This is a genomic window from Methylobacillus flagellatus KT (assembly GCF_000013705.1).
Lineage (GTDB): Bacteria > Pseudomonadota > Gammaproteobacteria > Burkholderiales > Methylophilaceae > Methylobacillus > Methylobacillus flagellatus.
The window spans coordinates 976,976-1,001,816 of the sequence record NC_007947.1 but is presented as its reverse complement, the minus strand read 5'-3'; the positions used below and the strand labels follow the sequence as shown (position 1 = coordinate 1,001,816).

The 24,841-nt window shown below is 57.7% G+C and carries 25 protein-coding genes and 1 pseudogene; 17 read left to right on the top strand and 9 right to left on the bottom strand.

The genetic code is table 11. From position 1 onward, the window contains the following. Nucleotides 1-3: 3 nt before the first annotated feature. Genes recQ through MFLA_RS04870 form a run of 3 tightly spaced genes read left to right on the top strand, consistent with a single transcriptional unit; the run spans nucleotide 4 to nucleotide 2,887 of the window. Entirely contained in the window at nucleotides 4-1,839 is a 1,836-nt protein-coding gene (recQ, locus tag MFLA_RS04880; protein ID WP_011479318.1) for a DNA helicase RecQ, read from the top strand. Nucleotides 1,840-1,856: 17 nt separating this feature from the next. Beyond that, nucleotides 1,857-2,309 (top strand): YaiI/YqxD family protein, encoded by a 453-nt coding sequence (locus tag MFLA_RS04875; RefSeq protein WP_011479317.1) that lies wholly within the window; start codon nucleotides 1,857-1,859, stop codon nucleotides 2,307-2,309. 8 nt (nucleotides 2,310-2,317) lie between these two features. Then, complete coding sequence (locus MFLA_RS04870; protein WP_011479316.1) at nucleotides 2,318-2,887, top strand: lipocalin family protein; 570 nt, start codon at nucleotides 2,318-2,320, stop codon at nucleotides 2,885-2,887. A 66-nt stretch (nucleotides 2,888-2,953) separates the two neighbouring features. On the opposite strand, the gene MFLA_RS04865 is transcribed toward MFLA_RS04870, so the two are convergent. Further along, nucleotides 2,954-3,469: a BON domain-containing protein gene (locus MFLA_RS04865; RefSeq protein ID WP_011479315.1), complete on the bottom strand. Its 516-nt coding sequence runs from the start codon at nucleotides 3,467-3,469 to the stop codon at nucleotides 2,954-2,956. A 229-nt stretch (nucleotides 3,470-3,698) separates the two neighbouring features. On the opposite strand from MFLA_RS04865, the gene MFLA_RS04860 reads away from it, so the two are divergent. Then, a complete protein-coding gene (locus tag MFLA_RS04860; RefSeq protein ID WP_011479314.1) occupies nucleotides 3,699-4,394 on the top strand; it encodes a DUF2490 domain-containing protein in 696 nt (231 codons plus the stop codon). Nucleotides 4,395-4,417: 23 nt separating this feature from the next. Here the strand turns inward: MFLA_RS04860 and MFLA_RS04855 are convergent, their stop codons facing one another. After that, on the bottom strand, nucleotides 4,418-5,830 hold the full coding sequence (locus MFLA_RS04855) for a sensor histidine kinase (RefSeq protein WP_011479313.1): 1,413 nt from the start codon (nucleotides 5,828-5,830) through the stop codon (nucleotides 4,418-4,420). A gap of 119 nt (nucleotides 5,831-5,949) precedes the next feature. Here MFLA_RS04855 and MFLA_RS14410 point away from each other — a divergent pair, with 119 nt between their 5' ends. The 7 genes from MFLA_RS14410 (at nucleotide 5,950) to MFLA_RS14405 (ending at nucleotide 10,618) form a co-directional block, all read left to right on the top strand. Beyond that, entirely contained in the window at nucleotides 5,950-6,114 is a 165-nt protein-coding gene (locus MFLA_RS14410; protein WP_048811867.1) for a DUF1328 domain-containing protein, read from the top strand. Between the two features lie 73 nt (nucleotides 6,115-6,187). Continuing rightward, entirely contained in the window at nucleotides 6,188-6,601 is a 414-nt protein-coding gene (locus tag MFLA_RS04845; RefSeq protein WP_011479311.1) for a hypothetical protein, read from the top strand. A gap of 118 nt (nucleotides 6,602-6,719) precedes the next feature. Then, on the top strand, nucleotides 6,720-7,352 hold the full coding sequence (locus tag MFLA_RS04840; protein WP_011479310.1) for a response regulator: 633 nt from the start codon (nucleotides 6,720-6,722) through the stop codon (nucleotides 7,350-7,352). 95 nt (nucleotides 7,353-7,447) lie between these two features. Beyond that, nucleotides 7,448-7,882: a response regulator gene (locus MFLA_RS04835; protein WP_229407191.1), complete on the top strand. Its 435-nt coding sequence runs from the start codon at nucleotides 7,448-7,450 to the stop codon at nucleotides 7,880-7,882. A gap of 158 nt (nucleotides 7,883-8,040) precedes the next feature. Then, nucleotides 8,041-9,471 (top strand): cytochrome ubiquinol oxidase subunit I, encoded by a 1,431-nt coding sequence (locus MFLA_RS04830; RefSeq protein WP_011479308.1) that lies wholly within the window; start codon nucleotides 8,041-8,043, stop codon nucleotides 9,469-9,471. A gap of 3 nt (nucleotides 9,472-9,474) precedes the next feature. Beyond that, on the top strand, nucleotides 9,475-10,482 hold the full coding sequence (cydB, locus tag MFLA_RS04825; protein ID WP_011479307.1) for a cytochrome d ubiquinol oxidase subunit II: 1,008 nt from the start codon (nucleotides 9,475-9,477) through the stop codon (nucleotides 10,480-10,482). Further along, nucleotides 10,469-10,618, top strand: a complete 150-nt coding sequence (locus MFLA_RS14405; protein ID WP_195742092.1) for a DUF2474 family protein — start codon at nucleotides 10,469-10,471, stop codon at nucleotides 10,616-10,618. Before cydB ends, MFLA_RS14405 begins: the two co-directional genes overlap by 14 nt. A gap of 200 nt (nucleotides 10,619-10,818) precedes the next feature. On the opposite strand, the gene speG is transcribed toward MFLA_RS14405, so the two are convergent. From speG to MFLA_RS04805, 4 genes and pseudogenes are all read right to left on the bottom strand, one after another. Further along, nucleotides 10,819-11,385 carry a spermidine N1-acetyltransferase gene (speG, locus tag MFLA_RS14825; RefSeq protein ID WP_229407293.1) on the bottom strand — a complete coding sequence of 189 codons (567 nt, stop codon included), beginning with the start codon at nucleotides 11,383-11,385 and terminating at the stop codon, nucleotides 10,819-10,821. 180 nt (nucleotides 11,386-11,565) lie between these two features. Then, nucleotides 11,566-12,254, bottom strand: a pseudogene (locus MFLA_RS14820) (TraB/GumN family protein); the annotation flags it as partial. Nucleotides 12,255-12,366: 112 nt separating this feature from the next. Beyond that, nucleotides 12,367-14,604: a YgiQ family radical SAM protein gene (locus tag MFLA_RS04810; protein ID WP_011479304.1), complete on the bottom strand. Its 2,238-nt coding sequence runs from the start codon at nucleotides 14,602-14,604 to the stop codon at nucleotides 12,367-12,369. A gap of 218 nt (nucleotides 14,605-14,822) precedes the next feature. Continuing rightward, entirely contained in the window at nucleotides 14,823-17,015 is a 2,193-nt protein-coding gene (locus tag MFLA_RS04805) for a heavy metal translocating P-type ATPase (protein WP_011479303.1), read from the bottom strand. A 129-nt stretch (nucleotides 17,016-17,144) separates the two neighbouring features. On the opposite strand from MFLA_RS04805, the gene MFLA_RS04800 reads away from it, so the two are divergent. Further along, a complete protein-coding gene (locus tag MFLA_RS04800; protein ID WP_011479302.1) occupies nucleotides 17,145-17,336 on the top strand; it encodes a heavy-metal-associated domain-containing protein in 192 nt (63 codons plus the stop codon). Between the two features lie 28 nt (nucleotides 17,337-17,364). On the opposite strand, the gene MFLA_RS04795 is transcribed toward MFLA_RS04800, so the two are convergent. Both MFLA_RS04795 and MFLA_RS04790 read right to left on the bottom strand, forming a co-directional pair. Continuing rightward, nucleotides 17,365-18,732, bottom strand: a complete 1,368-nt coding sequence (locus tag MFLA_RS04795; protein WP_011479301.1) for a multicopper oxidase family protein — start codon at nucleotides 18,730-18,732, stop codon at nucleotides 17,365-17,367. Next, nucleotides 18,732-20,129 carry a TolC family protein gene (locus tag MFLA_RS04790; protein WP_011479300.1) on the bottom strand — a complete coding sequence of 466 codons (1,398 nt, stop codon included), beginning with the start codon at nucleotides 20,127-20,129 and terminating at the stop codon, nucleotides 18,732-18,734. Before MFLA_RS04790 ends, MFLA_RS04795 begins: the two co-directional genes overlap by 1 nt. A gap of 11 nt (nucleotides 20,130-20,140) precedes the next feature. Between MFLA_RS04790 and MFLA_RS04785 the strand changes: the two genes are divergently transcribed. Next, on the top strand, nucleotides 20,141-20,422 hold the full coding sequence (locus MFLA_RS04785; RefSeq protein ID WP_011479299.1) for a hypothetical protein: 282 nt from the start codon (nucleotides 20,141-20,143) through the stop codon (nucleotides 20,420-20,422). A 116-nt stretch (nucleotides 20,423-20,538) separates the two neighbouring features. On the opposite strand, the gene MFLA_RS04780 is transcribed toward MFLA_RS04785, so the two are convergent. Beyond that, a complete protein-coding gene (locus tag MFLA_RS04780) occupies nucleotides 20,539-20,904 on the bottom strand; it encodes a hypothetical protein (RefSeq protein ID WP_011479298.1) in 366 nt (121 codons plus the stop codon). A 122-nt stretch (nucleotides 20,905-21,026) separates the two neighbouring features. Here MFLA_RS04780 and aat point away from each other — a divergent pair, with 122 nt between their 5' ends. The 4 genes from aat (at nucleotide 21,027) to aroA (ending at nucleotide 24,824) form a co-directional block, all read left to right on the top strand. After that, nucleotides 21,027-21,722, top strand: coding sequence for a leucyl/phenylalanyl-tRNA--protein transferase (aat, locus tag MFLA_RS04775; protein WP_048811574.1), 696 nt, complete (start codon nucleotides 21,027-21,029; stop codon nucleotides 21,720-21,722). Continuing rightward, nucleotides 21,719-22,465: an arginyltransferase gene (locus MFLA_RS04770; RefSeq protein ID WP_011479296.1), complete on the top strand. Its 747-nt coding sequence runs from the start codon at nucleotides 21,719-21,721 to the stop codon at nucleotides 22,463-22,465. The genes aat and MFLA_RS04770 overlap by 4 nt, the downstream gene beginning before the upstream one ends. 185 nt (nucleotides 22,466-22,650) lie before the next feature. After that, nucleotides 22,651-23,532 carry a prephenate dehydrogenase gene (locus MFLA_RS04765; protein WP_011479295.1) on the top strand — a complete coding sequence of 294 codons (882 nt, stop codon included), beginning with the start codon at nucleotides 22,651-22,653 and terminating at the stop codon, nucleotides 23,530-23,532. 2 nt (nucleotides 23,533-23,534) lie between these two features. After that, nucleotides 23,535-24,824 (top strand): 3-phosphoshikimate 1-carboxyvinyltransferase, encoded by a 1,290-nt coding sequence (aroA, locus tag MFLA_RS04760; protein WP_011479294.1) that lies wholly within the window; start codon nucleotides 23,535-23,537, stop codon nucleotides 24,822-24,824. Nucleotides 24,825-24,841: the final 17 nt, after the last annotated feature.

The window sequence follows — 24,841 nt, the reverse complement described above, 5'->3', positions numbered from 1 at the left end:
AGCATGCAGGCAAACACTGCCGCCCAGCAACTGCTGGAGCAAACTTTTGGCTATAGTGCCTTTCGTGGCGAGCAGGAAGCCATTGTCAATCATGTGGTTGACGGTGGCGACGCGCTGGTGCTCATGCCGACAGGTGGCGGCAAGTCGCTCTGCTACCAGATTCCCTCTCTGCTGCGACCAGGCGTCGGCATTGTCGTTTCCCCGCTGATCGCCTTGATGCAGGACCAGGTGGATGCCCTGCGCCAGCTTGGCATCCAGGCGGCCTTCCTCAATTCCAGCCTGGATGCCGATACCGCACGCCATGTTTATCAGGCCTTGATGCGCGGAGAGCTGAAGGTGTTGTACGTCGCGCCAGAGCGGCTCATGACACCGAGCTTTCTCAGCACCCTGCATGACATCCAGCAGCGCTTCGGTATTGCCTTGTTCGCGATCGACGAAGCGCATTGCGTATCGCAATGGGGACATGACTTCCGGCCAGAATACCGTCAGTTGACGGTGCTGCACGAGGAATTCCCCGAAGTACCGCGCATCGCGCTTACCGCCACTGCCGATACGCCGACCCGCAACGAAATTGTCGAGCGCCTGGGACTGGAGCACGCGCGGCAATTCATTTCCAGCTTTGACCGCCCCAACATCCGCTACCGCGTAGCGCTGAAGAACAACGCCCGCAAGCAGTTGCTCGGCTTCCTCGAATCCGAGCACCCCAACGACGCGGGCATCATCTATTGCCTGTCGCGCCGCAAGGTGGAGGAAACAGCAGCCTGGCTCAAGGAGCAGGGCTGGGATGCACTGCCCTACCATGCGGGACTTGACGCCACAGTGCGCCAGGCCAACCAACAGCGCTTCCTACGTGAGGAAGGCATCATCATGGTCGCCACCGTAGCCTTCGGCATGGGGATAGACAAGCCCAACGTGCGCTTCGTCGTCCATCTCGACCTGCCCAAGAGTATGGAAGGCTATTATCAGGAAACCGGGCGCGCTGGCCGCGACGGCCTGGATGCGGACGCATGGATGGTGTATGGCCTGGGTGACGTGGTCAATATGCGCCAATTGCTCGACGGCAGCGACACGCCGGAGGAGAGAAAGCGCCTGGAACGGCAGAAGCTGGACGCCCTGCTGGGCTTTTGCGAATCCACGGCCTGCCGCCACCAAGCCATCTTGCGCTACTTTGGTGAGCAGCACCCGGGCAATTGCGGACAGTGCGACAACTGCCTCAGCCCGGTGGACACCTGGAACGGCACCGAGGCAGCCCGCATGGCACTCTCATGCGTGTTCCGCAGCGGTCAACGCTTCGGCGCGGGCCACCTCATCGATATCCTGTTGGGCAAGACGACGGAGCAGATCAAGCGCTTCAACCACCAGTCGTTGTCTACCTTCGGCATCGGCAAGGCCCTGAACCAGGCGCAATGGAGCAGCGTGTTCCGCCAGCTGGTGGCGTCCGGGCTACTCTCCACCGACATGGAAGGCTACGGCGGCTTGCGTCTTACTGAGGAAGCCCGACCATTGCTGCGCGGGGAAACGGAAATCTGGCTGCGCAGCGACCCACCCGATGTGCGTGCAAGCTCAAGCAAAGCCGAGCGCGCGAGCCGCAGCCGCGAAGCCTACAATGAAGTGCAGGACGACCCGCTCTGGCTCGCACTCAAGGCCAAGCGGCTGGAGCTTGCCCGCGAGCAGGAAGTGCCTCCCTATGTCATTTTTCACGACAGCACCCTGCTGGAAATACTCAACCAGAAACCCGGCAGTCTGCCGGAAATGGGCCGCATCAGCGGCATAGGCGCGGCCAAGCTGGCACGATACGGGGACGCGTTCCTCGAAGTACTGGAAGAATATGCCCATTAAGACAAAGGACACTCGCCATGCATATCTGGGTTGATGCAGATGCATGTCCGGTAGCGGTGAAGGAAATCCTGTTCCGCGCTGCAGACCGGACCGGCATCATGGTCACACTGGTGGCCAACAAACTGCTGCGGGTACCGCCCTCACCCCATATCCGCGCTTTGCAGGTGCCGGATGGGTTCGATGTGGCGGACAAGGAGATCGTGCAAAAACTTCAGCCAGGCGATCTTGTCATTACCGCAGATATTCCGCTTGCAGCAGAGGTGATTGCAAAAGACGCCCACGCGCTCAACCCGCGCGGAGAAATGTATGACAAGGGCAGCATAGGCGAGCGGCTTGCCATGCGGCACTTCATGGAAGACTTGCGCAGCAGCGGTGTGGCACTGGGCGGCCCGGCTTCATTCAGCCAGGCAGACCGGCAGGCGTTCGCAGCGGCACTTGACCGCTTCATTGCAACATCATTATCCGGATAGAAACCACCATGATGAAACGTCTATTCTGGCTCCTCCTTCCATGCATACTCCTGGCATGCGCCGGCACCGGTACGCCCGAAGGCACCAGGCCCGTCACTCATTTCAAGCCCGACCAATACCTGGGCACCTGGTACGAGATCGCTCGCCTGGATCATTCATTCGAGCGAGGCTTGCAACAGGTCACCGCGACCTATAGCAAGCGCGACGACGGCGGGCTGAAAGTCATCAACCGGGGATACGATGTTGAAAAAGGCATTTGGAAAGAAGCGGAAGGCAAAGCGTATTTCGTCGATGGTCCCGATACAGGCAAACTGAAAGTATCTTTCTTCGGCCCATTCTACGGGGCCTACAACATCCTGGTGCTGGATCACGTCAATTACAATTTCTCGCTGGTGGCGGGACCCAATCGCGATTACCTCTGGATACTGTCACGCACACCCGAATTATCCTATCCCATTAAGGCCGAGTTGATAGCCAGGGCTCAGCAACTGGGCTTCGATACCAGCAAGCTGATTTTTGTCGAGCATGACTCCACCCCCGGCATGAAACTCCCCCACCAGGATACCTTGCATCGCTAGCAGCCAAAATAAAGAGAAGCCCGTCAAACACCACGGGCTTCTTTGGTCATGCATTACAGCAGTGATTTAATTTTTCACGTTCAGGTTGTTCTTGACGGATTTCACGCCCTCTACCGCCTTGGCGATTTCTCCGGCCCTCTGTATCTGTGCCTTGGTGCTGACGAATCCGCTCAGCTGCACCACGCCCTTGTAGGTTTCCACGCCGACTTGCAGGCCCTTGAAGCCCTCTTCTTTCAGAATATTGGCTTTCACCTTGGTGGTGATGGTAGTGTCATCCACAACGCGTCCCACTTCCTTTTTCTGCTGGGCCGTCTTGTAGTCACTGTATTCCTGCTGAGTCAGTTTGCCGTCCTTGTTCTTGTCGGCGGCATTGAAATGCTCCTTGGTGTAAAAACTATCACGGCTCGCCTCAGTTTGAGTAAGGTGACCGTCATTGTTGACGTCCAATTCATGAAACTGCTTCACGTCAGGGCTCTGGTTGAGCTCTTCCGAAATGGATACTGCCCATGCGCCGCTTGCAGCCGCCCCCAGCAGGATGGTGATGACGCTGGAAATGATGTTGGTCTTGGTCGAACGATGCATATTGTGCTCCTCCAGTTAAATTAGGAAAGTAATTCCAGTGATGTGCTTGCATGGTAATGTCTTCCGACAGCTCTGACCGTCAGCATGGGGCTGCAAATCATGTCAGAGCCAACTGACAATACATCCCCTTGGCCTCGCCTTTTGCACGAGGGTGGGTTACAGTCACCCCCTCAATGACAGGCCATGGCAGCCGTGATGGCTGCAGATTGCGTTGGAGGAAGGAAAAGGCATGAGAATTGATACACCCTTATTGCATACACTGCTGACCACCATATTGTGTGCCAGTAGCTGCCTGGCACATGCCGAGGTTGAAGAGGACGGACGGCTCTGGATCAACCTCACTATGGAGGGCATGTTATCGGAGGACAAGCATATCGGCTGGTACGCAGAAGTACAGCCGCGGCTGAAAGAGGAAGGCCGCGAGCATGACCAGACCATCTTGAGGCCTGCCATCAACTACTGGCTTTCAGACCGGGCCAGCATCTGGCTGGGCTACGCTGACGTCAGGACACATACTGACCAAGGCAAGAACCATGAGCAACGTTGGTGGCAGCAATTCATGTATACCTTTCCTCCTACCCCAAGCGGCATTGTCATTACTAGCCGCACCCGGCTGGAGCAACGCAATTTCGACACTGGCAACGACACAGGCCACCGCATACGCCAGCTGGTACGCGCCATCAAAAAGATCGAAGGCACAGAGTCGCTGAACTGGCTGGTATGGGATGAATTGTTCGTCAGCACACGCAGCACGGACTGGGGGGCGCTGAGCGGCTTCGACCAAAACCGCGCATTTGCTGGCTTGGCCTGGCAGGCAGCTGCAAATGCCCGGCTCGAGATCGGCTACGTCAACCAGTATGTCCGCGGCCATACCTTCGACCGCATGCACCACGTGTTCTCGACATCCTTGTTCCTGCGCTTCTAGAGATGCAGAGCCCAGCCCCGGGCTCAAAGCTTGGTGGGAATGATAGCGACTAGGAGGAAGCCCTGATTGGGAGAGCTGACGATATCCACCCGCCCGCCAATCGCCATGATACGGTTGCGAATACCAGAAAGGCCGTGGGTCGCGGAAGAGGTCTTGTTCAAGTCGACCCCCACCCCGTTATCCTCAATTTCCAACTTGAGGTAATCCAGCTCATTCACCATATGCACCGATACCCTGGTGGCATAGGCATACTTGCTGGCATTATTCAGGCTCTCCTGCACCACCCGGTAGGCAATCAGACCCAGGGTTTCAGGTAGCTCGATCTGCTCTCCAGGCAGGATAAGATCGAGATTCCAGTCATTGCGCTCCGCCATATCTTCGATCAGTGACCTTAGCGCGGGCCAGAAACCGATCGTGGTAATGATGGAGGGATGCAGGTTTTGCACGACTTGCCGCTTGAACTGAATGCCTTGGTTCAGATAGCGCATCGTCTTGTCCAGCTTCTCCACGATTTCCGGATCTTGATCCTTCACGCGGCGTATCGTCCAGGAGATATCCATCTTGGTGGCAGTCAATATCGAACCCAGCTCGTCATGTAGGTCGCGTGCCAGCTTTTGCCGAGCACGCTCTACATCGGACTGGTAATCCAGTGCCAGCGTCTTCATCATGTGGGAGTTGCTGCGAATGCGCTCCTCATAGGCCGCACAGTCTCGCGCCAGCTGCTGGCGCAAATGATCACGGCTGTTCATTTCCCGCACCAGCTGTCGGATCACCATGATCACGAGAAGGAGGAGGATCAGTGCCGTACCGACTAGGGCAATACGGGTGATGACGATGGTCTGCGCGCGCTTTTTCATCAACTGCGCCTGCGCCTCGTGCTGCTGATCCAGCAGAGTCTGGGAATACTGCATGAACTTGGCCATCTCGATGACGCCCTGATCGAGCTTGATGACCTGCATCGCCTCTTCCGCCTTGCCGGACTGCACCAGTGAGATGGCCAGCTTCATCTCCGCATTCTTGGCCTCCAGGGCCGAATTGAGAGCAATCAGCCAGCTCTGCTCCTGCTTGCCCTGCATAGCGATCTTCTCACTGTTGAACAACCCCTCAATCTTGCGGATATGCCGGCGTGCAGCATCGATTTCCTGGTTAAAGGTGGAAACCAGCTCCTGGCGCTGGGTCAGCAGGTATCCTCGTTGCGCACTCTCAGCCAGGTTGAGGCTGGTGCGCAACTGCTGCAGGACGGTGATATTGCGCTGCACCTGTTCGATCTGGGCGTTTTGCTTCTCAATTTCCACCAGCCAGGCATCGGTGAACATCACGGACACCAATGCCAAGATCATGGAGGCAAACAGAATGGCCAATACCTTTCCCCCGAGCCGCTTGACCAGACTCTCTGCCCACCCCTTCATTTTGTTGCCGATGGCGTTGATATTCATGACATTCCAAACATCGTGTAAGTATTTTCTGACAAGCGATTCAGTGGCTGTCTGCTAATTCCTGACGGACCAAAAGCCTACAGTGTAAACCGTAGACTGACCAGCCAAGGAGAAAAATGATGCTGCATTATTCCGTAATTTTCTTTGTCATCGCATTGATCGCTGCTTTTTTCGGCTTTAGCGGGATAGCGGCAGGGGCGGCAGAAATTGCCAAGATCCTGTTCTTCGTTTTTCTGATCATCACCATCGTCTCCTTGGTTGCGGGTATTTTTCACAAGCGTTGATCAGCCACGCGGTATTTAGGAGAGCGGTGCGGATTTTTGTGAGATTTTTTCATAGACAGTATTGGAGCACGACATGTTCAACAGCAACACAGCAAGCGAAATAAAAGACCAGGCTTCCGAGCTAGCGGAGACGGCCCAGGAAACCCTGAGCGATAGCGCCAAGGCAGGCAAGGCATCCGTACGCAAGCTGGGTCGCAAGCTGGAAAACAAGGCCCGGGACAGCAAGAAGGAAGCCTTGGCTCTGCTCGAAAGCCTCAGGGACATTCTGGATCCAGACGCACACAGTAACGCCACAGAGCATGTAATCGAGCAACTTTCAGAAAATTTTTCCGAATGGTCCGAGTCGTTGGACAAGGAGTTGTCCCAGGTATTGAAAAACAGCCGGATCCAACCGCGACAATGGCTGCGTAAGCCTTCCTTGCTCACATTATCACTGGCAGTGGGAGCGGGTGTGCTGGTGGGCTATGCCCTGGGCAAGGACGATTGAAGCATTGGCATTGCCAACCGCACCGGCAAGCTTGGATGATGGCTTGCAGAGACCGGCAAGCCATCTTAGTATCCTCAAATCACTATAGATTATTTGATGACAAGGATCGTCAGCATACATGAAAAAAATATTATTGGTTGATGACCACAATATTGTCCGACAGGGATTGCGCAACCTAATTGAACTGGAATCCGACCTCGAGGTGACCGGAGAGGCCGCCTCGGGACTAGAGGCCATCAAGCTGGTACGCAGCAATCAATATGATGCGATCGTGATGGACATCGCCATGCCAGACAAGAACGGCGTGGACACCTTGCACGACCTGCGACATGTTGCGCCAGAGTTGCCCGTACTGATCCTGAGTGGCTACGGCGAAGAACAATATGCACTCAACCTCATGCGCAGCGGATGCAAAGGCTACCTTTCAAAGGATGCGGACTCGGAGGAGATCATCAAGGCGATCCGCACCGTTGCCAACGGCAAGCGCTACATCTCGGCCGAACTTGCCGAGCTGATGACTAACGAACTGAGCAACCCCTCGGAAAAGCTGCTGCATGAAACGCTTTCAGACCGGGAATTCCAGGTATTCTTCAAACTTGCCAGCGGCCTGAGCGCCACTGAAATCGGCGAAGAACTCTGCATCAGTGTGAAAACTGTCAGCACTTACCGTACCCGCATCATGGAAAAAATGAGCTTGAAGACCAATGCAGATCTCACTTACTATGCCATCAAGAATCAGTTGATATCATAATCATGGCTGCAATCAACGTCAGAGATTGTAGGAGTAAGGCGGATGGCAGTGCTTTATATTGCCCGATAGAATTCACAAGCAATGAGTTTGAGCCCATGAATATCATCATGAAGGAAAGACGCAGTAGCGTGGAGCCGCATACGAAAACAATGAAAGTATTGCTGGTCGAAGACTCGTCGCTATTGCGCGAAACGATCATGGATATCCTGTCCGACTGTCGTGGCTTATCCTTCAAAGGTGTCGCGTTAAGCCAGGATGAAGCCATCGCACAGCTTTACAAACAGCCATTCGACCTATTGCTCGTGGATATCGAACTAGCCCAAGGCAATGGTTTTGAAGTCATCAAGGCAACCCAACGGCCCGACTACCCATTTCCCCGCCCCACCTACCTGATCCTGACCAACCACACCTATCCGCAATACCGGCAAATGGCGAATGAGCTGGGGGTGGATCATTTCTTCGACAAATCCATGGATTTCGATCTGGCGATCGAGACAATAGAGGCCCAGGCTGCGCGCTTTGCTCCCTGAGATTTCACTTGTCATGACATCTGTGATGGATATTTTTTGATGAATCTGGGTCTATTGGGAGGCAAGGACTCACCGTAAGCTAGCGATCTTGAGTTCCAGGCAACTTTTTTAGGTTAGACATGCCTTCAGGTTGTTTATCAAGGAGTTAGAATACCACCATGCCAGACATTTCAGCACTGGACCTGGCGCGCATCCAGTTTGCGTTCACTGTATCCTTCCATATCATCTTTCCAGCAATCACCATCGGTCTTGCCAGTTACCTGTTCGTGCTGGAAGCCTTATGGTTGAAAACCGGACGCGAAGTATACAAGGACCTCTACCACTACTGGCTCAAGATATTCGGCGTCAACTTTGGTATGGGCGTGGTCTCGGGGCTAGTCATGGCTTATCAGTTCGGTACGAACTGGAGCGGCTTCTCTGCTTTTGCCGGCAGCGTTACCGGCCCTTTGCTCACTTACGAAGTATTGACCGCATTTTTTCTTGAGGCCGGCTTTCTCGGCGTAATGATGTTCGGGTGGAGTCGGGTGGGACCTGGGCTGCACCTGTTCTCCACAGCGATGGTAGCCCTGGGTACGCTGATTTCAGCGACCTGGATCCTGGCATCCAATAGTTGGATGCAGACCCCCCAAGGTTTCGAGATATTGGATGGCGTCGTGGTCCCCGTCGACTGGTGGGCCATCATTTTCAACCCGTCTTTCCCCTATCGCCTGGTCCATATGGGCATTGCCGCCTTCCTGGCAACGGCTCTGATCGTCGGGGCAGCCGGCGCATGGCATATCCTGAAAGGACAAAAGACGGAGGCAACCCGCACCATGCTGTCGATGGCCATGTGGATGCTGGTGGTGGTTGCACCACTACAGGCAGTCGTCGGAGACTTGCACGGCCTGAACACGCTCAAACATCAGCCCGCCAAGCTGGCAGCCATGGAAGGGCACTGGGAGCATCATGAGGGCGGCGTGCCGTTATTGCTGTTCGGCCTACCGGACATGGAAGCGGAAACCACCCGTTTCGCCGTGGGCATCCCGCATCTGGGCAGCCTGATCCTGACTCACAGCTGGGACGGTCAGGTGCCGGCGCTCAAGGATTTCCCGCCGGAAGACCGGCCCAATGCCAGCATCATCTTCTGGTCTTTCCGCGTCATGGTCGGACTGGGCATGCTGATGATTGCCCTGGGCCTGTGGAGTTTATGTTTACGCTACCGAGGCAGTTTGTACAGCCACCAGGGATTCCTGCGTATGACATTATGGATGGGCCCTGCCGGGGTAATCGCCATCCTGGCCGGCTGGTTTACCACGGAAATAGGCCGCCAGCCCTGGGTAGTGTATGGCATCATGCGTACCGCCGACGCGGTGTCCAATCACGACATCAGCTCTCTGGCCGCTTCACTGGCCTTGTTTATTATTGTCTACTTCTTTGTTTTCGGTATCGGCATCAGCTACCTGATGCATCTCATGCGCCTGCCCGTGCAGCATAGAGCGCCGGAGCCAGAGGGCGGCCCGGGCCAGCCCAGGCAGCCTATGCGGCCACTGTCCACACCGGATGCGTCCTTTTCACTGGAGTCGCAATTACCAAACACTAAGGAATCGTAATCGATGGATTTTGATTTACCCATGATATGGTTGCTGGTCATCCTGTTCGCCATTGCCATGTACGTGATCATGGATGGATTCGATCTGGGAATCGGCATCCTTTTCCCGTTCGTCAAGGACAAGCATGACCGTGACGTGATGATGAATACAGTAGCCCCAGTCTGGGACGGCAATGAAACCTGGCTGGTTTTGGGAGGCGCCGGCCTCATGGCAGCCTTCCCGCTCGCATATGCCGTGGTGTTGAGCGCCCTGTACCAGCCGATTATCCTGATGCTGCTGGGATTGATTTTCCGGGGCGTGGCATTCGAATTCCGCTTCAAGGCGCCGGCACATGAGCAGTCGTTGTGGGACAAGGCGTTTATTGGTGGCTCAATCACTGCCGCATTCTTCCAAGGCGTAACGCTGGGTGCTTATATCAACGGTATCGCGTTGAACGACAATGCATTTTCCGGAGGTACATTTGACTGGATCAGCCCGTTCTCGCTGTTTACCGGGTTGGGCGTGATGGTAGCCTACGCCCTGCTGGGCAGCACCTGGCTCATCATGAAAACCGAGGACAAGCTCCAGCAGCGCATGTTAGAACTCACCCGCCCCCTGGTAGGCCTCGTGGTAATCGCACTGGCAGGCGTGAGTATCTGGACGCCCCTGGCCCACCCCGCTATTGCCGAGCGCTGGTTCAGCCTGCCTAACTTCTACTTCCTCTCACTCGTGCCTATACTGGTCGCCATCAGCCTATATTCCCTCATGCACGAACTCCGGTCAGGCTACGATTGCCAGCCTTTCATCTCCGCCTTGATCATCGTGCTGCTTGGACTGCTTGGCCTGGCGATCAGCATCTGGCCCCAGATCATTCCGCCGCACGTGACGATATGGGATGCTGCAGCGCCGCCTGCAAGCCTCAAATTTGCGCTGGTCGGCACATTGGCCATCATCCCCGTCATTCTAGGATATACCATCTGGTCATACCGCGTGTTCAAGGGTAAGGTACGACACGGCGATGGCTACCACTGAACAAGAGAAAGCGCGCCCACACTGGCTCCGGAGACTACTCTGGCTGGTCTTGATCTGGGCCGCCAGCGTCACGGTCATGCTGGCGGCAGCCCTCCTCATGCGACTTTTCATGCAGGCCATCGGCTTGCATTCCTGAATGCCTAGGCAACGCGACCTGTTTTGACAGCCGTGTCGCGCAGTGAAAGCCGGCATCGGCATTTCGGCACCATCCTCATCGGCATCTGCCTGTTTGGCGATTCAGCCAGCATGACTCCCGCCTATTGTTTCTGCTGTTGTTGATCAGTGCCATTATCGGCCTGAAGCTTGTGTCATAAGCCGTTGCCGCGAAGGCAGGATTCACTGGTCCTGCCATTCCCTCAACACAGAGGCGTCCACCGGCGCCGGACCGACATGGCGCAGGTAGTCGTCCTGTAACAAGCGCATACGCAAGACATCCCGGTAGGAACCGTTGGAAAAGAACTCCTCCTTCAAGCGTCCCTCTACCTCGAAACCACAAGCCTCATACACATGGATCGCCGCCTGGTTTTCCTTGTCCACGACCAGATATACCTTGTGCAGGTTGAGCACACGAAAGGCATACCCCACGGCAATGCGCGTCGCCGACTTGGCCAGGCCGCGCCCCTGGTAATCCGGGGCAATGATGATCTGGAATTCGGCACGCCGGTGAATGTAATTGATCTCCACCAACTCGACCAGCCCGGCCAGCTCGCCGTTATCCAGCTCGATAATGAAGCGCCGCTCATTCTGGTCGTGGATGTGCCTGTCATACAGGGCAACCAGCTCGTCATAAGCTTCGTAAGGTTCCTCGAACCAGTAACGCATGATGGTATCGTTATTGTTGAGCTTGTGTACGAAATGCAGATCGTTGCGTTCCAATGGGCGCAAATTGATGCGGTCAGCCATGGTCAATCCATCCATTCTACGGAAATAGCTTGAATTATAGCGTGCGTGAGTTAGGGGCAAATGCGGCATGAATGTCAGACGCCGCCGTGCGTCACTGGCTATTGACGGGAGATACGGTAAGCCTGCGCGGCTGAGCAGATCAATCAAGCCACCCTCTCCCGGCAAATGCGCTGCACCGACCGCCACGAACACCGGCTGCAGGCTGGCAGCAGCGGCAATGCGCTCTGCCATGCGCATATTGCGCTCGTCCAGCAGCTTGACACGTATCTTCTCCCACAATCCGGCAGGCAGACCATCCACCCCCAATGCTGAATCCAGTGCACCCACCTTATCCAGGTTGCCGGAAAGATACGCCTGGATCATCAACTCGAAGTCTTTTTCCCTTTGCTCCTGGCTGCGCTTGAGCACACTGCGCAATATCAGCATCTGCTCTTCCAGGCTGATGCTTTCCAGCACGGAAAAATGCGCCTCTGGCGTTTCCAGCGCCTCGACAGCCTTGCCTGCGCGTTGCGCCTGCAGGTAAAGCTGTGCACATCCAGGGTATAGGGAGATTGCGACACGGGCAGGTCGAACACCATGGCCAGCAGCCATGGCTTCATACGCAATGCCATGTCGCGCGGTAAGCCGTGAAAATCGGCAGCGGCATAGACCTGCTCAAGCTCTGCCTCAGTCAGCAACTGAGCCAGGCTACCTTGCATATAGTAGGGTGAGACATCATTGGAGGGCAGGACTTCCATCATGAACGATTGCACAGACTCGAGGGCGGCGTTGACGGGCTCTGCCAATGTAGTGACCCTGGGATCATCGACATGGATGGTGCCGAACAGGTAGCTGACAGGACCGTGACCCGCCTGCACCTTCCACAGCATGCCGTCTCCTGCCGCCATCGCCATGGCGGAGCACAGACAGTAGGCAGAAAAAAAGCCCCGCAAGAGTAAACTTGTGAGGCTGGAATAAAAACGCATTGGCAGCATACGGGCTTTATGGTCGGCCAGGTTTCCTAGCAGGCTTGCCAGATCGTTGAACTGTTACGTGATTTTTCTTGCCAGCAGCGGGCGCTCGGCCTACTGGACGCGGTGCAGAGGCTACAGGCTTGGCCGGGCGGCGGCTGCCGTTGGCCTTAGCCTGTTCCTTGGGCAGGATGGGCTGCCAGGCAGGCACTAAGTGCTTCTTGCCGTTGCCGATCAGGTCTTCACGGCCCATCCGCTTCAATGCCTCGCGCAACATCGGCCAGTTGTTGGGGTCGTGATAGCGGATGAATGCCTTATGCAGTCGACGCACGCTGCCAGCCTTGGGGATAGGCACATCCTCACTGTCATGCGTCACTTTGCGCAAGGGGTTCTTGCCGGAGTGGTACATGGCGGTCGCCATCGCCATCGGTGTGGGGGTGAAAGTCTGGACTTGGTCGAGCTTGAAATCGTATTTCTTCAGCCATAGGGCCAGGTTGAGCATGTCTTCATCAGTGGTACCCGGGTGCGCCGCAATGAAATAAGGGATCAGGTATTGCTCCTTACCCGCCTCGCGCGAGAACCTTTCAAACATTTCCTTGAATTCGTCATAGGCGGTCATCGCCGGCTTCATCATCTTGCTGAGCACATTCTCTTCCGAATGCTCGGGCGCTATTTTGAGATAGCCGCCGACGTGGTGCTGCACCAGTTCCTTCACGTATTCCGGCGATTTCACGGCAAGGTCGTAACGCAGACCAGAACCGATCTGGATACGCTTGATGCCGGGGATCGCCCTCGCCTTCCGGTAAAGCTGGATCAGATGCGAATGATCGGTATTGAGGTTCTCGCAAATGCCCGGGAACACACAGGAAAGCTTACGACAATTCTTTTCTATGGTCTCACTCTTGCAGGCAAGACGGTACATGTTCGCTGTTGGCCCGCCAAGGTCGGAAATCGTGCCGGTGAATCCTTCCACCTTGTCGCGCACTTCCTCCAGCTCCTTGAGGATGGAGGCTTCAGAGCGACTCTGGATAATGCGTCCTTCGTGCTCGGTGATGGAGCAAAAGGTGCAGCCGCCGAAACAGCCGCGCATGATATTGACGGAAAAGCGGATCATCTCCCAGGCAGGGATACGCTCTCCCTTGTATGCCGGATGGGGGGTGCGCGCATAAGTCAGGTCGTAGACATAGTCCATTTCCTTGGTGGTCAGCGGAATGGGCGGCGGGTTCAGCCAAACCTCGCGATCCCCATGTCGCTGCACCAGCGCACGCGCGTTGCCCGGGTTGGACTCGAGGTGCAGCACGCGCGAAGCATGGGCGTAGAGCACAGGATCCTTGGAAACTTCCTCAAATGACGGCAGGCGGATGAATTGCCTGTCGCGCCCTGCCTTGGGCTTGTTCGGTTTGCGCATCAGGGTGATGGCTTGCACGCCCGGCTCCAGACCCTGGCTGGCCGCAGCGGCAGCTGTGGATGCGCAGGAGGCGCCGGTCTGCTCCATGGCCGGCTCCATCGCATATGGATTCACTGCCTGGTCTATCTTGCCCGGCCGATCCAGGGCGGTGGACGAGATTTCCTCCCAACCTTCAGGCACATGCTTGCGCAGGAAAGCCGTGCCGCGTATATCGGTCATCTCGCTGACGGGTTCGCCCTTGGCAATGCGGTGGCTGATCTCAACTAATGCACGCTCGGCATTGCCATAGATCAGGATGTCCGCCTTGGAATCGACCAGCACCGAACGGCGCACCTTGTCGGACCAGTAATCGTAATGCGCGATCCGGCGCAACGAAGCCTCGATACTGCCGATCACCAGTGGGACGCCAGGAAAAGCTTCGCGGCAACGCTGGGAATACACCAGCACGGCACGATCCGGTCGTTTGCCAGCTACCGCGCCGGGTGTATAGGCATCATCGGAGCGGATTTTGCGGTCCGCCGTGTAGTGATTGACCATGGAATCCATATTGCCGGCCGTGATGCCAAAATACAAATTGGGTTTTCCCAGCACACGGAACGGATCTGCCGAGTGCCAATCCGGCTGGGCAATGATGCCGACGCGAAAACCCTGGGCCTCCAACAGCCGACCCACCAAGGCCATGCCAAAGCTGGGGTGATCAATATAGGCATCGCCCGTGACCAGGATAATGTCGCAACTATCCCAGCCCAATTGATCCATTTCTTCGCGCGTCATGGGTAAGATCGGGGCGGTGCCAAAGCGCTTGGCCCAATAGGGCCGGTAAGCACTCAATAAACGAGGTGATTCCGGGCGTAATTCCATAGCGTCGGCATTTTACCTTGGAATCCCTGCGACATGACGAAAAACCACCAAAATTTTAAAAATTCAACTGATAAATCAGTGAATTATTAAAACCGCATCCGCCTCTATGGCATCGCTCAAGCGAGTCTGGGTATACAAAGATGGTCTCCAGGCTCAGGCTGACGGCACCAGCAACTCCTCAGGTTGGACTTTGCATGATGCGCCAGTACCACACACTCTCAATGCCGCTCTTCCGCCGCAGGCCGCCAGCGCCGCAACGTCAGGGCATTGGTGACCACGCTTGCAGAGCTCAAGGCCATTGCCGCACCGGCCACTATCGGGTTCAGCATTCCCATGGCTGCTAACGGGATCCCCACCAGGTTATATATAAACGCCCAGAAGAGGTTTTGTCGTATCTTGCTATAAGTGCGACGCGAAATTGCAATCGTATCGGCAACCAGTAGCGGGCTGCTCCGCATCAAGGTGACGGCTGCAGTGTGCATCGCCACATCCGTTCCGCTGGACATGGCAAAGCCGATATCCGCCGCAGCCAGCGCAGGTGCATCATTGATGCCGTCTCCCACCATGGCAACCACCCTGCCCTGCCGGCGCAGCGCCGCCACAACGGCTGCCTTGGAATCGGGCAATTGTTCCGCATACACCTCATCCAGCCCCAATTGCTGGCTGATGCGCTGCGCGCTGGCGTGGTTGTCCCCGGTCAGCATCAACACCTTGATGCCCAATGCATGCAAATGCTGTACTGCTGCCACGGCTTCTGGTCTGAGTTCATCGCCAAACGCCATGAGGCCGAGCAATTCGGGCTGACCGGCATCGTTCTCGGCAGCGAGCCACGACAGGGTGCATCCGCGGTTCATCAATGGCTCCACCTCGCCTTGCATGCTGTCAACCGCTACACCAGCCTGCTCCATGGCACGCTGGTTGCCCAGCCAGACGCGACGGCCATCAACCTTGGCCATCAGTCCGCTGCCCGGCAATGCCATGGCCTCTGCCGCAGAGGCCGCCTCCACCCCTGCTGCTTGCGCATGCTCCAGTACCGCTACCGCCAAGGGGTGATGGCTGCCTCGCTCCAGTGCCGCCGCCAGCCTGAGCAATTCAAGCGCCCGCCCTGGCATGCTGGCGACCTTGATCACACGCGGCTTGCCCACCGTCAGCGTACCGGTCTTGTCGAATGCCACCGTATCGATCCTGTGCGCCAGCTCCAGGGCATCGGCATCCTTGATCAGGATACCGTAACGTGCTGCGACGCCTGTCCCGGCCATGATGGCAGTAGGCGTCGCCAGACCGAGCGCACAGGGACAGGCGATCACCAGCACTGCAACCGCATTGAGCACGGCTTGTTCCCACTGTCCGTTATACCAGGCCCAGCTTGCCAACGTCAGCACAGCAATCAGCAACACCAGCGGCACGAATACGGCACTCACCTTGTCGACTAGCCGCTGGATGGCCGGCTTGGCGATCTGTGCATCCTCCACCATGCGAATGATGCGGGACAATGTCGTCTCGGCGCCAATCGCCGTCACCTCCACCAGCAAGACCCCGTCCAGGTTCACGGCACCGCCGGCCACCTTGCCGCCCACGCCTTTCTTGACCGGCGCGCTTTCGCCGGTAAGCATGGATTCATCAAGGTGGCTGTCACCTTCGCATATCACCCCGTCCACAGGCACCCGCTCGCCCGGGCGCACCAGCACTTGATCACCCACCATGACTTCGGCCAACGGCACATCCTGTTCTAAGCCATTGCGTCGGACACGTGCAGTATCCGGGCGCAGCGCCTGCAATGCGCGTATGGCCTCGGTCGTCTGGCGCTTGGCCCGGCTTTCCAGCCACTTCCCCAGCAGAACCAGGGTGATGACGGCACTGCTGGCCTCGAAATACAGATGGGGGGAATGCTGCCAGAGCAGATATACGGAAAGTCCATACGCCGCAGAAGTCCCAATGGCGACCAGCAAGTCCATATTGCCCGAAAGATGGATTGCAGCCTTCCAGCCGGCACGGTAAAACCGAGCACCCAGCCAGAACTGCACCGGCGTTGCCAGCAACCACTGCACCCAGCCGGGCAGCATCCAGTGCTGTCCCAGCAGCATTCCCACCATCGGCAGCACCAGCGGCAAGGTCAGCAAGGCGGCGATGCCGACCTTCCAGCCGCCCTGGATATCCTCGACCGGCGCAATGGGGGCGTCCGGCCTGATCAGGCGGGCCTGGTAGCCCAGCTTGGACACCGCCTGCTCGACCTGTTGCGCCAGGTCGGCGCCAACCGCTTCCACATGCGCTTTTTCGGTTGCCAGATTGACATTCGCCAGCTGCACGCCCGGCAACTTGTTCAAGGATTTCTCGATGCGCCCGGCACAAGCCGCGCAAGTCATGCCGGTAATGGCGAAATCCAGTTTTTCCAATGGTGGCTGCTTTGTCATCGCGGCAACTTCCTTATCATATCAATCTTGCACGGGCCTCTCACAACACCAAGGCTTGACTTTACCATGCGGGAAAGGCGCATAATCCAATATCCAACCAATCCTCAATTTTTCAATCTGGAGCTATTCATGCATACATTCAAGGTCAACGACATGAGCTGCAATCATTGCGTACAGGCGATCACCCAGGCTGCGCAGGCGGTCGACCCGCAGGCAAAAGTCACGGTGGACCTCGCGGGAAAGGCCGTGCATATAGACAGCAGCGCCGATATCGCCCGCTTTCGCGATGCGATCAGCGAAGCCGGCTATACGCCTGAATAGCTGCCGGGCCAACCCGGCGGGCGTGACGCTAATGCCCTTCATGCCCGCCCGGCTTCCTGATATGCAAGGTATGCCCCTCGCCGCTTGCAGCGGGCGCCCTGCTCACCGGCACCCCGCTGGCGTCGACTTCGTGCGCCACAGTGCCGGGAGGATTCGGGTAATCTCCCGGATCGCTGTAATCTCCGGCCTTCAATCCCGCACGCACCTTGACCGCAGTAAACATGCCGCCCATGTGCATGTCCCCGAACTGGCCCTTGCCGCTCATCATCGGCAGGGTATTTTCCGGCAACGGCATGTCCATCTCGCCCATTTCCGCCATGCCGCTTTCCCCCATGGGCATGTAGTCCGGCAGCAGCTGCGTGATCTTGTCAACCAGCCCTTTCTGCTCGACGCCTATCATGGTCGGCACCTGGTGCCCCATGGCATTCATAGTATGGTGGCTTTTGTGGCAGTGGAAAGCCCAGTCTCCCGGCGCGTCGGCGACAAACTCCACCGCGCGCATTTGGCCGACGGCAACATCGGTGGTCACCTCAGGCCAGCGTGCTGCAGGCGGCACCCAGCCGCCGTCAGTCCCCGTCACGGTAAACTCGTGGCCGTGCAGGTGGATGGGATGGTTGGTCATGCTGAGGTTGCCGACGCGGATACGCACCCGCTCGTTCAGCCCAGCCACCATGGGGGCGATACCTGGAAACACGCGGCTGTTGAAAGTCCAGAGATTGTGCTCCAGCATGGTCGCCACCTTGGGCGTGTAACTGCCGGGGTCGATATCATAGGCGTTGATGAGGAAGACATAGTCCCGGTCCACGCGCATGAAATCGGGGTTTTTAGGGTGCGTGACCCAGAACCCCATCATGCCCATGGCCATCTGCACCATTTCGTCGGCGTGCGGATGGTACATAAAGGTGCCGGCACGCTTGGCCTCGAACTCATAGACAAAGGTCTTGCCGGCCGGGATCGCCGGTTGCGTGAGGCCGCTCACGCCGTCCATGCCGTTGGGCAGGCGCTGCCCGTGCCAGTGGACGCTGGTTGCCTCCGGCAGGCGATTGGTGACGTAGATGCGCACACGATCCCCCTCCACCACCTCGATCGTCGGCCCAGGGCTCTGGCCGTTGTAACCCCACAGATGCGCCTGCATGCCGGGCGCGATCTCCCGCACCACGGGTTCCGCCACCAGGTGGAACTCCTTGACGCCATCGCGCATGCGCCAGGGCAGGCTCCAGCCATTCAAGGTCACCACCGGGTGAAAAGGCCTGCCGTTGCCAGGCGCGCGGGGCACCTGGGTTTCTGCACTGCCCATGCTGGCAATTTCCGGCAAGGCCGCCATCGCCACCTTGCTGACCGTGCCCGCAGCTACGGCAGCCGCTCCCAGCCTGAAAAAATCACGGCGATTCAGCATCATTCTCCCCTTCCATTCTCATCCAGGGATGCCACGGGCCCCATGGTCGCCATCGTCAGCCCGGCGTCCGCCAGCCAGAAATCACGCACGGCATTGATATACCGGCTCACGCTGCTGACCTGCTCCCGCGCGTCCGCAAGCAATTCGAAGGCGCTGAGCAGCATGCCGTTGTAGCGCAGCTGGTGCTCTTGCAGGATGCGCTTGCGCAGCGGCACGATCTCGTCTTGGACATGGCGCGCCATTTCGTAACGCACGCGGTACCGTGCATAGGCGGCCCGCACCTCGGTTTCCGCATCGATGACTGTTTGTGCCGTACGCTCGAGCGCCTGCGTATAGATTGCCTCGGCGCGCTTCACGCGCGCGCTGCCCCAGTCGAACAATGGCAGTTCAAAGCCCAGCGTGATGCCCTTCTTGTAAGCCTCGCCGCGCCGCCCCTCCAGCACGCGGGCCGGGCCGATATCTAGCACATTGATCAGGCGCGTGGTCTTGCTCAAGCCGAGCTGCTTGGCGAGCGCATCCACCTCGGCACGCATCGCCAGCAAGTCCAGCCTCTGCAGGAAAGCCTGCTGCTGCACCTGCAGGAGATCTTCCTCCGTAGCCGGCAGATCAGGCAGGCGCGGCGGCAGCGTGAATTGCTCGCTGTTCCCCAGCCCGATCACGCGTGACAACCGCTCGCGCGTCATGCGCTGGTGTTCGCGCGCCGCCGCATACTCCAGCGCGGCATCGGCATAAAAGCTTTGCTCGCGCGCCTGGTCCAGCTTGCTCCAGTTGCCTTGCTGGTGCATGCGCCGCGCCAGCTCGGCTGCCGCTTCCGCCGCCTGCATCACCTGCGCGGCATACAGCAACGATTGCTCCGCAGCGACAGCCGCAACCCAGGCCTGCCGGGTTGCCTGCGCCAAGACCAGCACCTGCAGGCTTACCTCGCGCTTGGTCTGTTCGAAGCGTTGCTGCTCCACAGCCTTGGCCTGCGGCATCGTCAGCAGGGAAAAAAGATTGAAGGTGAACGACTGCTCGATCTTGTAGTCGCCGTCATGGCGCGTGTACAGCATGGAGAAACGCGGATTGGGCAAGCGCCCGGCCTGCACCAGGTCCGCTTCGGCAATGCCAAGCGCAGCGAAACCGGCTTTCAGGCCCCGGTTGTTCAACAAGGCCAGCTGCACAGCTTCCTCGACTCCGAGCGGCTTTGCTAACAATTCCTCCGTCCGCTGCTGCGAAGAAACCTCTCCAGCACTATCCAAGGCCACGTCCTGTTTCAGGCGTTGGGCAACCGTGGAGCGTACATCGTCCATGCCGCCGTTGCGGCTGAACGTGGCGCAGCCGGCGAGCAGGCTAGTGACGATGGCAAGAGCAACGACGGGAAGGCAGGACACATATTGTCCAGGCAACAACTTGGCCATGATCATTCCCCATGCATGCGATGGTGGCCGTCATGCTGTCCGTCCCCGCGCTGTCCAGCATCATGTTGCGTAGCATGCTGATGCTGCTCATGGCCGGCATGGTCGTGGTGCATATCGTGTTCGGCATGGTCGTGGTGCATATCGTGTTCGGCATGCGGCTGCACCGGCGCGGCTGCGGCGCCCTGCTCGAATTTCTGGTATTGCCCGAGGACCGGCTCATGGCGCAAGGCCGGACTAAACTCAGTTTCAGCCTCTGCCGCCACCACGGGCAGGACAAGGCACAGGCAGCCTAAAGCTGACAAGGCTATATTGAATCGCATGATACTCTCCATTCATGATATGAAGCCTGCTTGATGCAAGCGGGCCATTAAAACCTTTGGCCGCAGAGACAGCGGCGGCCATGACGAGATCAGATGGAGGGCAGGATCGGCGGGCGCTGCCATTGCGCCAGGGCGGGCGGGAAATAAATCAGGCTTGGCGCGATGTCCACCTGGCGAGGCGGCAAATCGGGCGTAGACATGCGGATGGAAATAGGCAATACGCTGAAGCATGACAGGCAATCATGGCAGTTCCTGCAATTGTCGCCATGCTGCTCATCATGCTGATACGCGCCGTCATCATGACGCGCATGATCGTGGGTAGCATGATGCTGATGCGCCGCTGGCTGCGCTGTCGCAGGGGAAACGGCAGGCAGATGCAGGCTGCTGCTGGCCGCCACGGTATCCGCAAGAAACATGGTCAGCAGCAACAGGATAATGGTGCGATAAAGGCGCATGGAAGAATAGTAGCATAATCAGGGCATGCAGCAAAGCTGCATCTGCATTATGCTAGCACCGATCCTGACTGAATTGCTGCTTCATGGTCGATTCCACAACAACTCAACAAGATGACCCTCGCATGACACATCAATACTACCGCTTGCCTGGCGGCCCGGTACGTGTATTGCAGGCCGGTACACCCTTTCCTCCCCTGGAGGCCGCTCTGCGGGAGCCCAATGGACTGATTGCCATTGGCGGCGACCTGACTGCCGAACGCCTGCTCAACGCATATGCGCAGGGCATATTCCCCTGGTTCAGCGAGGGAGAGCCCATACTGTGGTGGAGTCCGGATCCTCGCATGGTGCTGTTCCCCGGCGAACTGAAAATTTCCCGGTCATTGGCCAAGCGGCTCAAGCGCCGAGATTATGAAATCCGCTTCAACACGGCTTTCAGCCAGGTCATTGCCGCATGCGCCGCCACTCCGCGCGAAGGCCAGGATGGTACCTGGATTACCGACGGCATCATGGAAGCCTACAATACGCTGCATCTGCTAGGCCACGCCCACAGCGCCGAGACCTGGGTGGATGGCAAACTGGTGGGCGGCTTGTACGGCGTCAGCCTGGGCAGGATGTTCTACGGGGAGTCCATGTTTCATCATACAACCGATGCCTCCAAGCTCGCATTTGTGCATATGGTGCGACGCCTTCAAGCACTGGGGTATGGCATGATCGACTGCCAGATGAAAACCCGGCACCTGGCCTCGCTAGGCGCACGCGAGATTACCCGCGCGGAATTTTCCCAACGACTGAATGAATTGGTACACTACCCAGCATGACATTGCCTGGCGAACAGCATCTGCACAAAATCCAGTTCTACGCTACCACCGCGTATTCCTGCGGCTACCTTGCGGACAAACCAGCGCAATCGCTGATTGCCACACCACATCACCTGATAGACGCTCACGCATACAGCGGGCTGATCCAGCTTGGCTTCCGCCGCAGCGGCAAGTTCGCCTACCGTCCTCACTGCGAGACTTGCCATGCCTGTATTCCCGTCAGGCTACCCGTTGCAGAATTCCAGCCCAGCCGCAGCCAGCGGCGGGCATGGAAACAGCATCGCAACCTCTCTGTCGCCCTCATTGAGCTGGCCTTCTCGGAAGAGCACTTTGCCCTGTATTCCGCTTACCAGGCTGCCCGGCATGAAGGCAGCTCGGAGGATCCGGAAACCGTAGAGCAATACCGTAACTTCCTGGTGCAAAGCAATGTGGAAAGCCTGATGGTGGAATTCCGCGAGAACGGCGTACTCAAAATGGTCAGCGTGGTGGACATCGTGCGCGATGGCATTTCCGCCGTTTATACCTTTTATGACACTGCCGACAAACATGCCAGTTATGGCACTTACAATATCCTGTGGCTGCTTGACTGGTGCGGCAGCCTCAACCTGCCTTACCTTTATCTCGGCTACTGGATCAAGGAAAGCCGCAAGATGGCCTATAAGCAAAATTTTCTGCCCCAGGAAGGGTTAATTGACGGCGAATGGCGCCCCATTCACACCGAGCGATACGCACAGCCAAAATAGCCCTGCTGCCTGTGAACCATTTTTCCGCTGGCCAGTCTTAGCCATTACTCCTTGCTATCTCCAGCAACCGGCGTTTTTGCTTCGTCTGCCTTGACAAGGAACGCCCCGGTTGCCTTTCTCCGTCCAGCCAATCACCGCTGGCATGATACAATTGCCGTTTTCATTCACCTCGCACTGTTCGCACCTTGAAAAAACTGCTTGTTTTTGGCGTAGGCCTGATCGGTGGCTCACTTGCACTCGCGCTCAAGGCAGCCAACAAAGACTGGCATGTCACCGGCATTGGACGCACAGGTGACAGCTTGCAGGAAGCCTTAGCGCTTGGCATCATTGATGAAGCTGCCAGCGACCCGGTCACGGCGCTAAAGGACGTGGACGTGGTCATGATCGCGACCCCCGTGGCCCAGATTGCCTCCATCCTCGAGCGTATTGCACCGCATCTGGAAGAAAATACCATCGTCACCGATGCAGGCAGCACCAAGGCCGAGATTGTCGAACAGGCCCACCGCATCCTCGGCGAGGCTGCCTCGCGCTTCGTGCCAGGTCACCCGATTGCAGGGGCAGAAAAAAGCGGTCCATCTGCCGCGCAAGCCACGCTTTATCAGAACAAAAAGGTCATTCTCACACCCTGCGCGCACACCGACCCAGCCGCAATCCAGGCAATTCATGAACTCTGGCTGAGCACTGGCGCCATTGTGCGGCAAATGAGCCCGGCCGAGCATGACACGGTGTTTGCCGCCGTCAGCCACTTGCCTCACCTGCTGGCATTTGCCCTGGTAGACGAATTGGCGGCACGCCCCGACGCAGACCAGTTCTTCGAGTTTGCAGCGAGCGGCTTCCGCGACTTCACCCGCATCGCAGGCAGCTCCCCGGAAATGTGGCGCGACATCAGCCTGGCCAACCGCACCGCCCTGCTGCAAGAGCTGGATCACTACCAAGCCAGCCTTGCTCGCCTGCGCCAAACTCTGGAACAAGGCAACGCTGCCAGCCTGCAAGCCATCTTCGAACGTGCCAGCCACGCCCGCAATGCATGGGCCGAGCGCACCCAATCAGCGCAAGGGGGTAACTAGGTATGGAAAGCCTCACCCTACCGGCCGTACGCCATGCCTATGGCACCGTCAAGCTGCCTGGATCGAAGAGCATTTCCAACCGCACCCTGTTGCTTGCAGCGCTGGCACAGGGCGATACCGAAATTCATGAGCTTCTGGCATCGGACGATACGCAACGCATGCTCGACGCCCTGCGCATACTAGGCGTCAAGCTGGAGCAGACCGGTCTCCATCAATGGCAGGTTCATGGCACATGCGGGGAATTCCCGGTCAAACAGGCCGCGTTGTTTCTTGGCAATGCCGGCACCGCTTTTCGGCCATTGACTGCGGCGCTGGCCTTGTCGCACGGTAACTATGAACTATCCGGCATCGCCCGCATGCACGAACGACCGATTGGCGACCTGGTGGATACGCTGAATGCAGCTGGCGCCGCCATTGAATATCTGCAGAACCCAGGCTTTCCTCCCTTGCATATCCGCCCTGCGACACTGAATACCAGCGAGGCATTGCGGGTACGCGGCGATGTCTCCAGCCAATTCCTGACCGCCTTGCTGATGGCTTTGCCTCTCACGGGCGAGGAAGCGCGAATCGAAGTCATCGGCGAATTGATCTCGAAACCCTACATCGACATCACGCTCAACCTCATGCGTCAATTCGGCATCGAAGTGCTGCGCGAGCACTGGCGCACGTTCACCATTCCTGCCGGCAGCCGCTACAAAAGCCCCGGCATTGTCCATGTCGAGGGAGACGCCTCCTCTGCCTCATACTTTCTTGCAGCAGGAGCGATCGGGCAGGGCCCGGTCACGGTAGAAGGCGTAGGCCGCAACAGCATTCAAGGTGATGTGCGCTTTGTCGAGGCCCTTGAACGGATGGGGGCCGACGTCAATACCGGTGACCACTGGATCAAGGTCCACTCGACGCCAGGCAAACTCAAGGCGCTGGATATGGATTGCAACCACATCCCGGATGCCGCCATGACGCTGGCGATCCTGGCCTTGTTTGCCGACGGCACAAGCACCTTGCGCAATATCGCGAGCTGGCGCGTCAAGGAAACCGACCGCCTGGCCGCCATGGCAACAGAGCTGCGCAAGGTCGGGGCTGTTGTGGAGGAAGGCAACGACTACCTCCGGATTACGCCCCCAGACGCACTGACGCCCAACGCCTGTATCGACACCTACGACGATCACCGCATGGCGATGTGTTTCTCGCTGGTTGCACTCGGCGGCGTCCCCATCGTGATCAATGACCCGAACTGCGTTGCCAAGACCTTCCCTGACTATTTCGAGCGATTTTCCGCGCTGGTTCATGCGTAAAACCGATTATCTCCGCA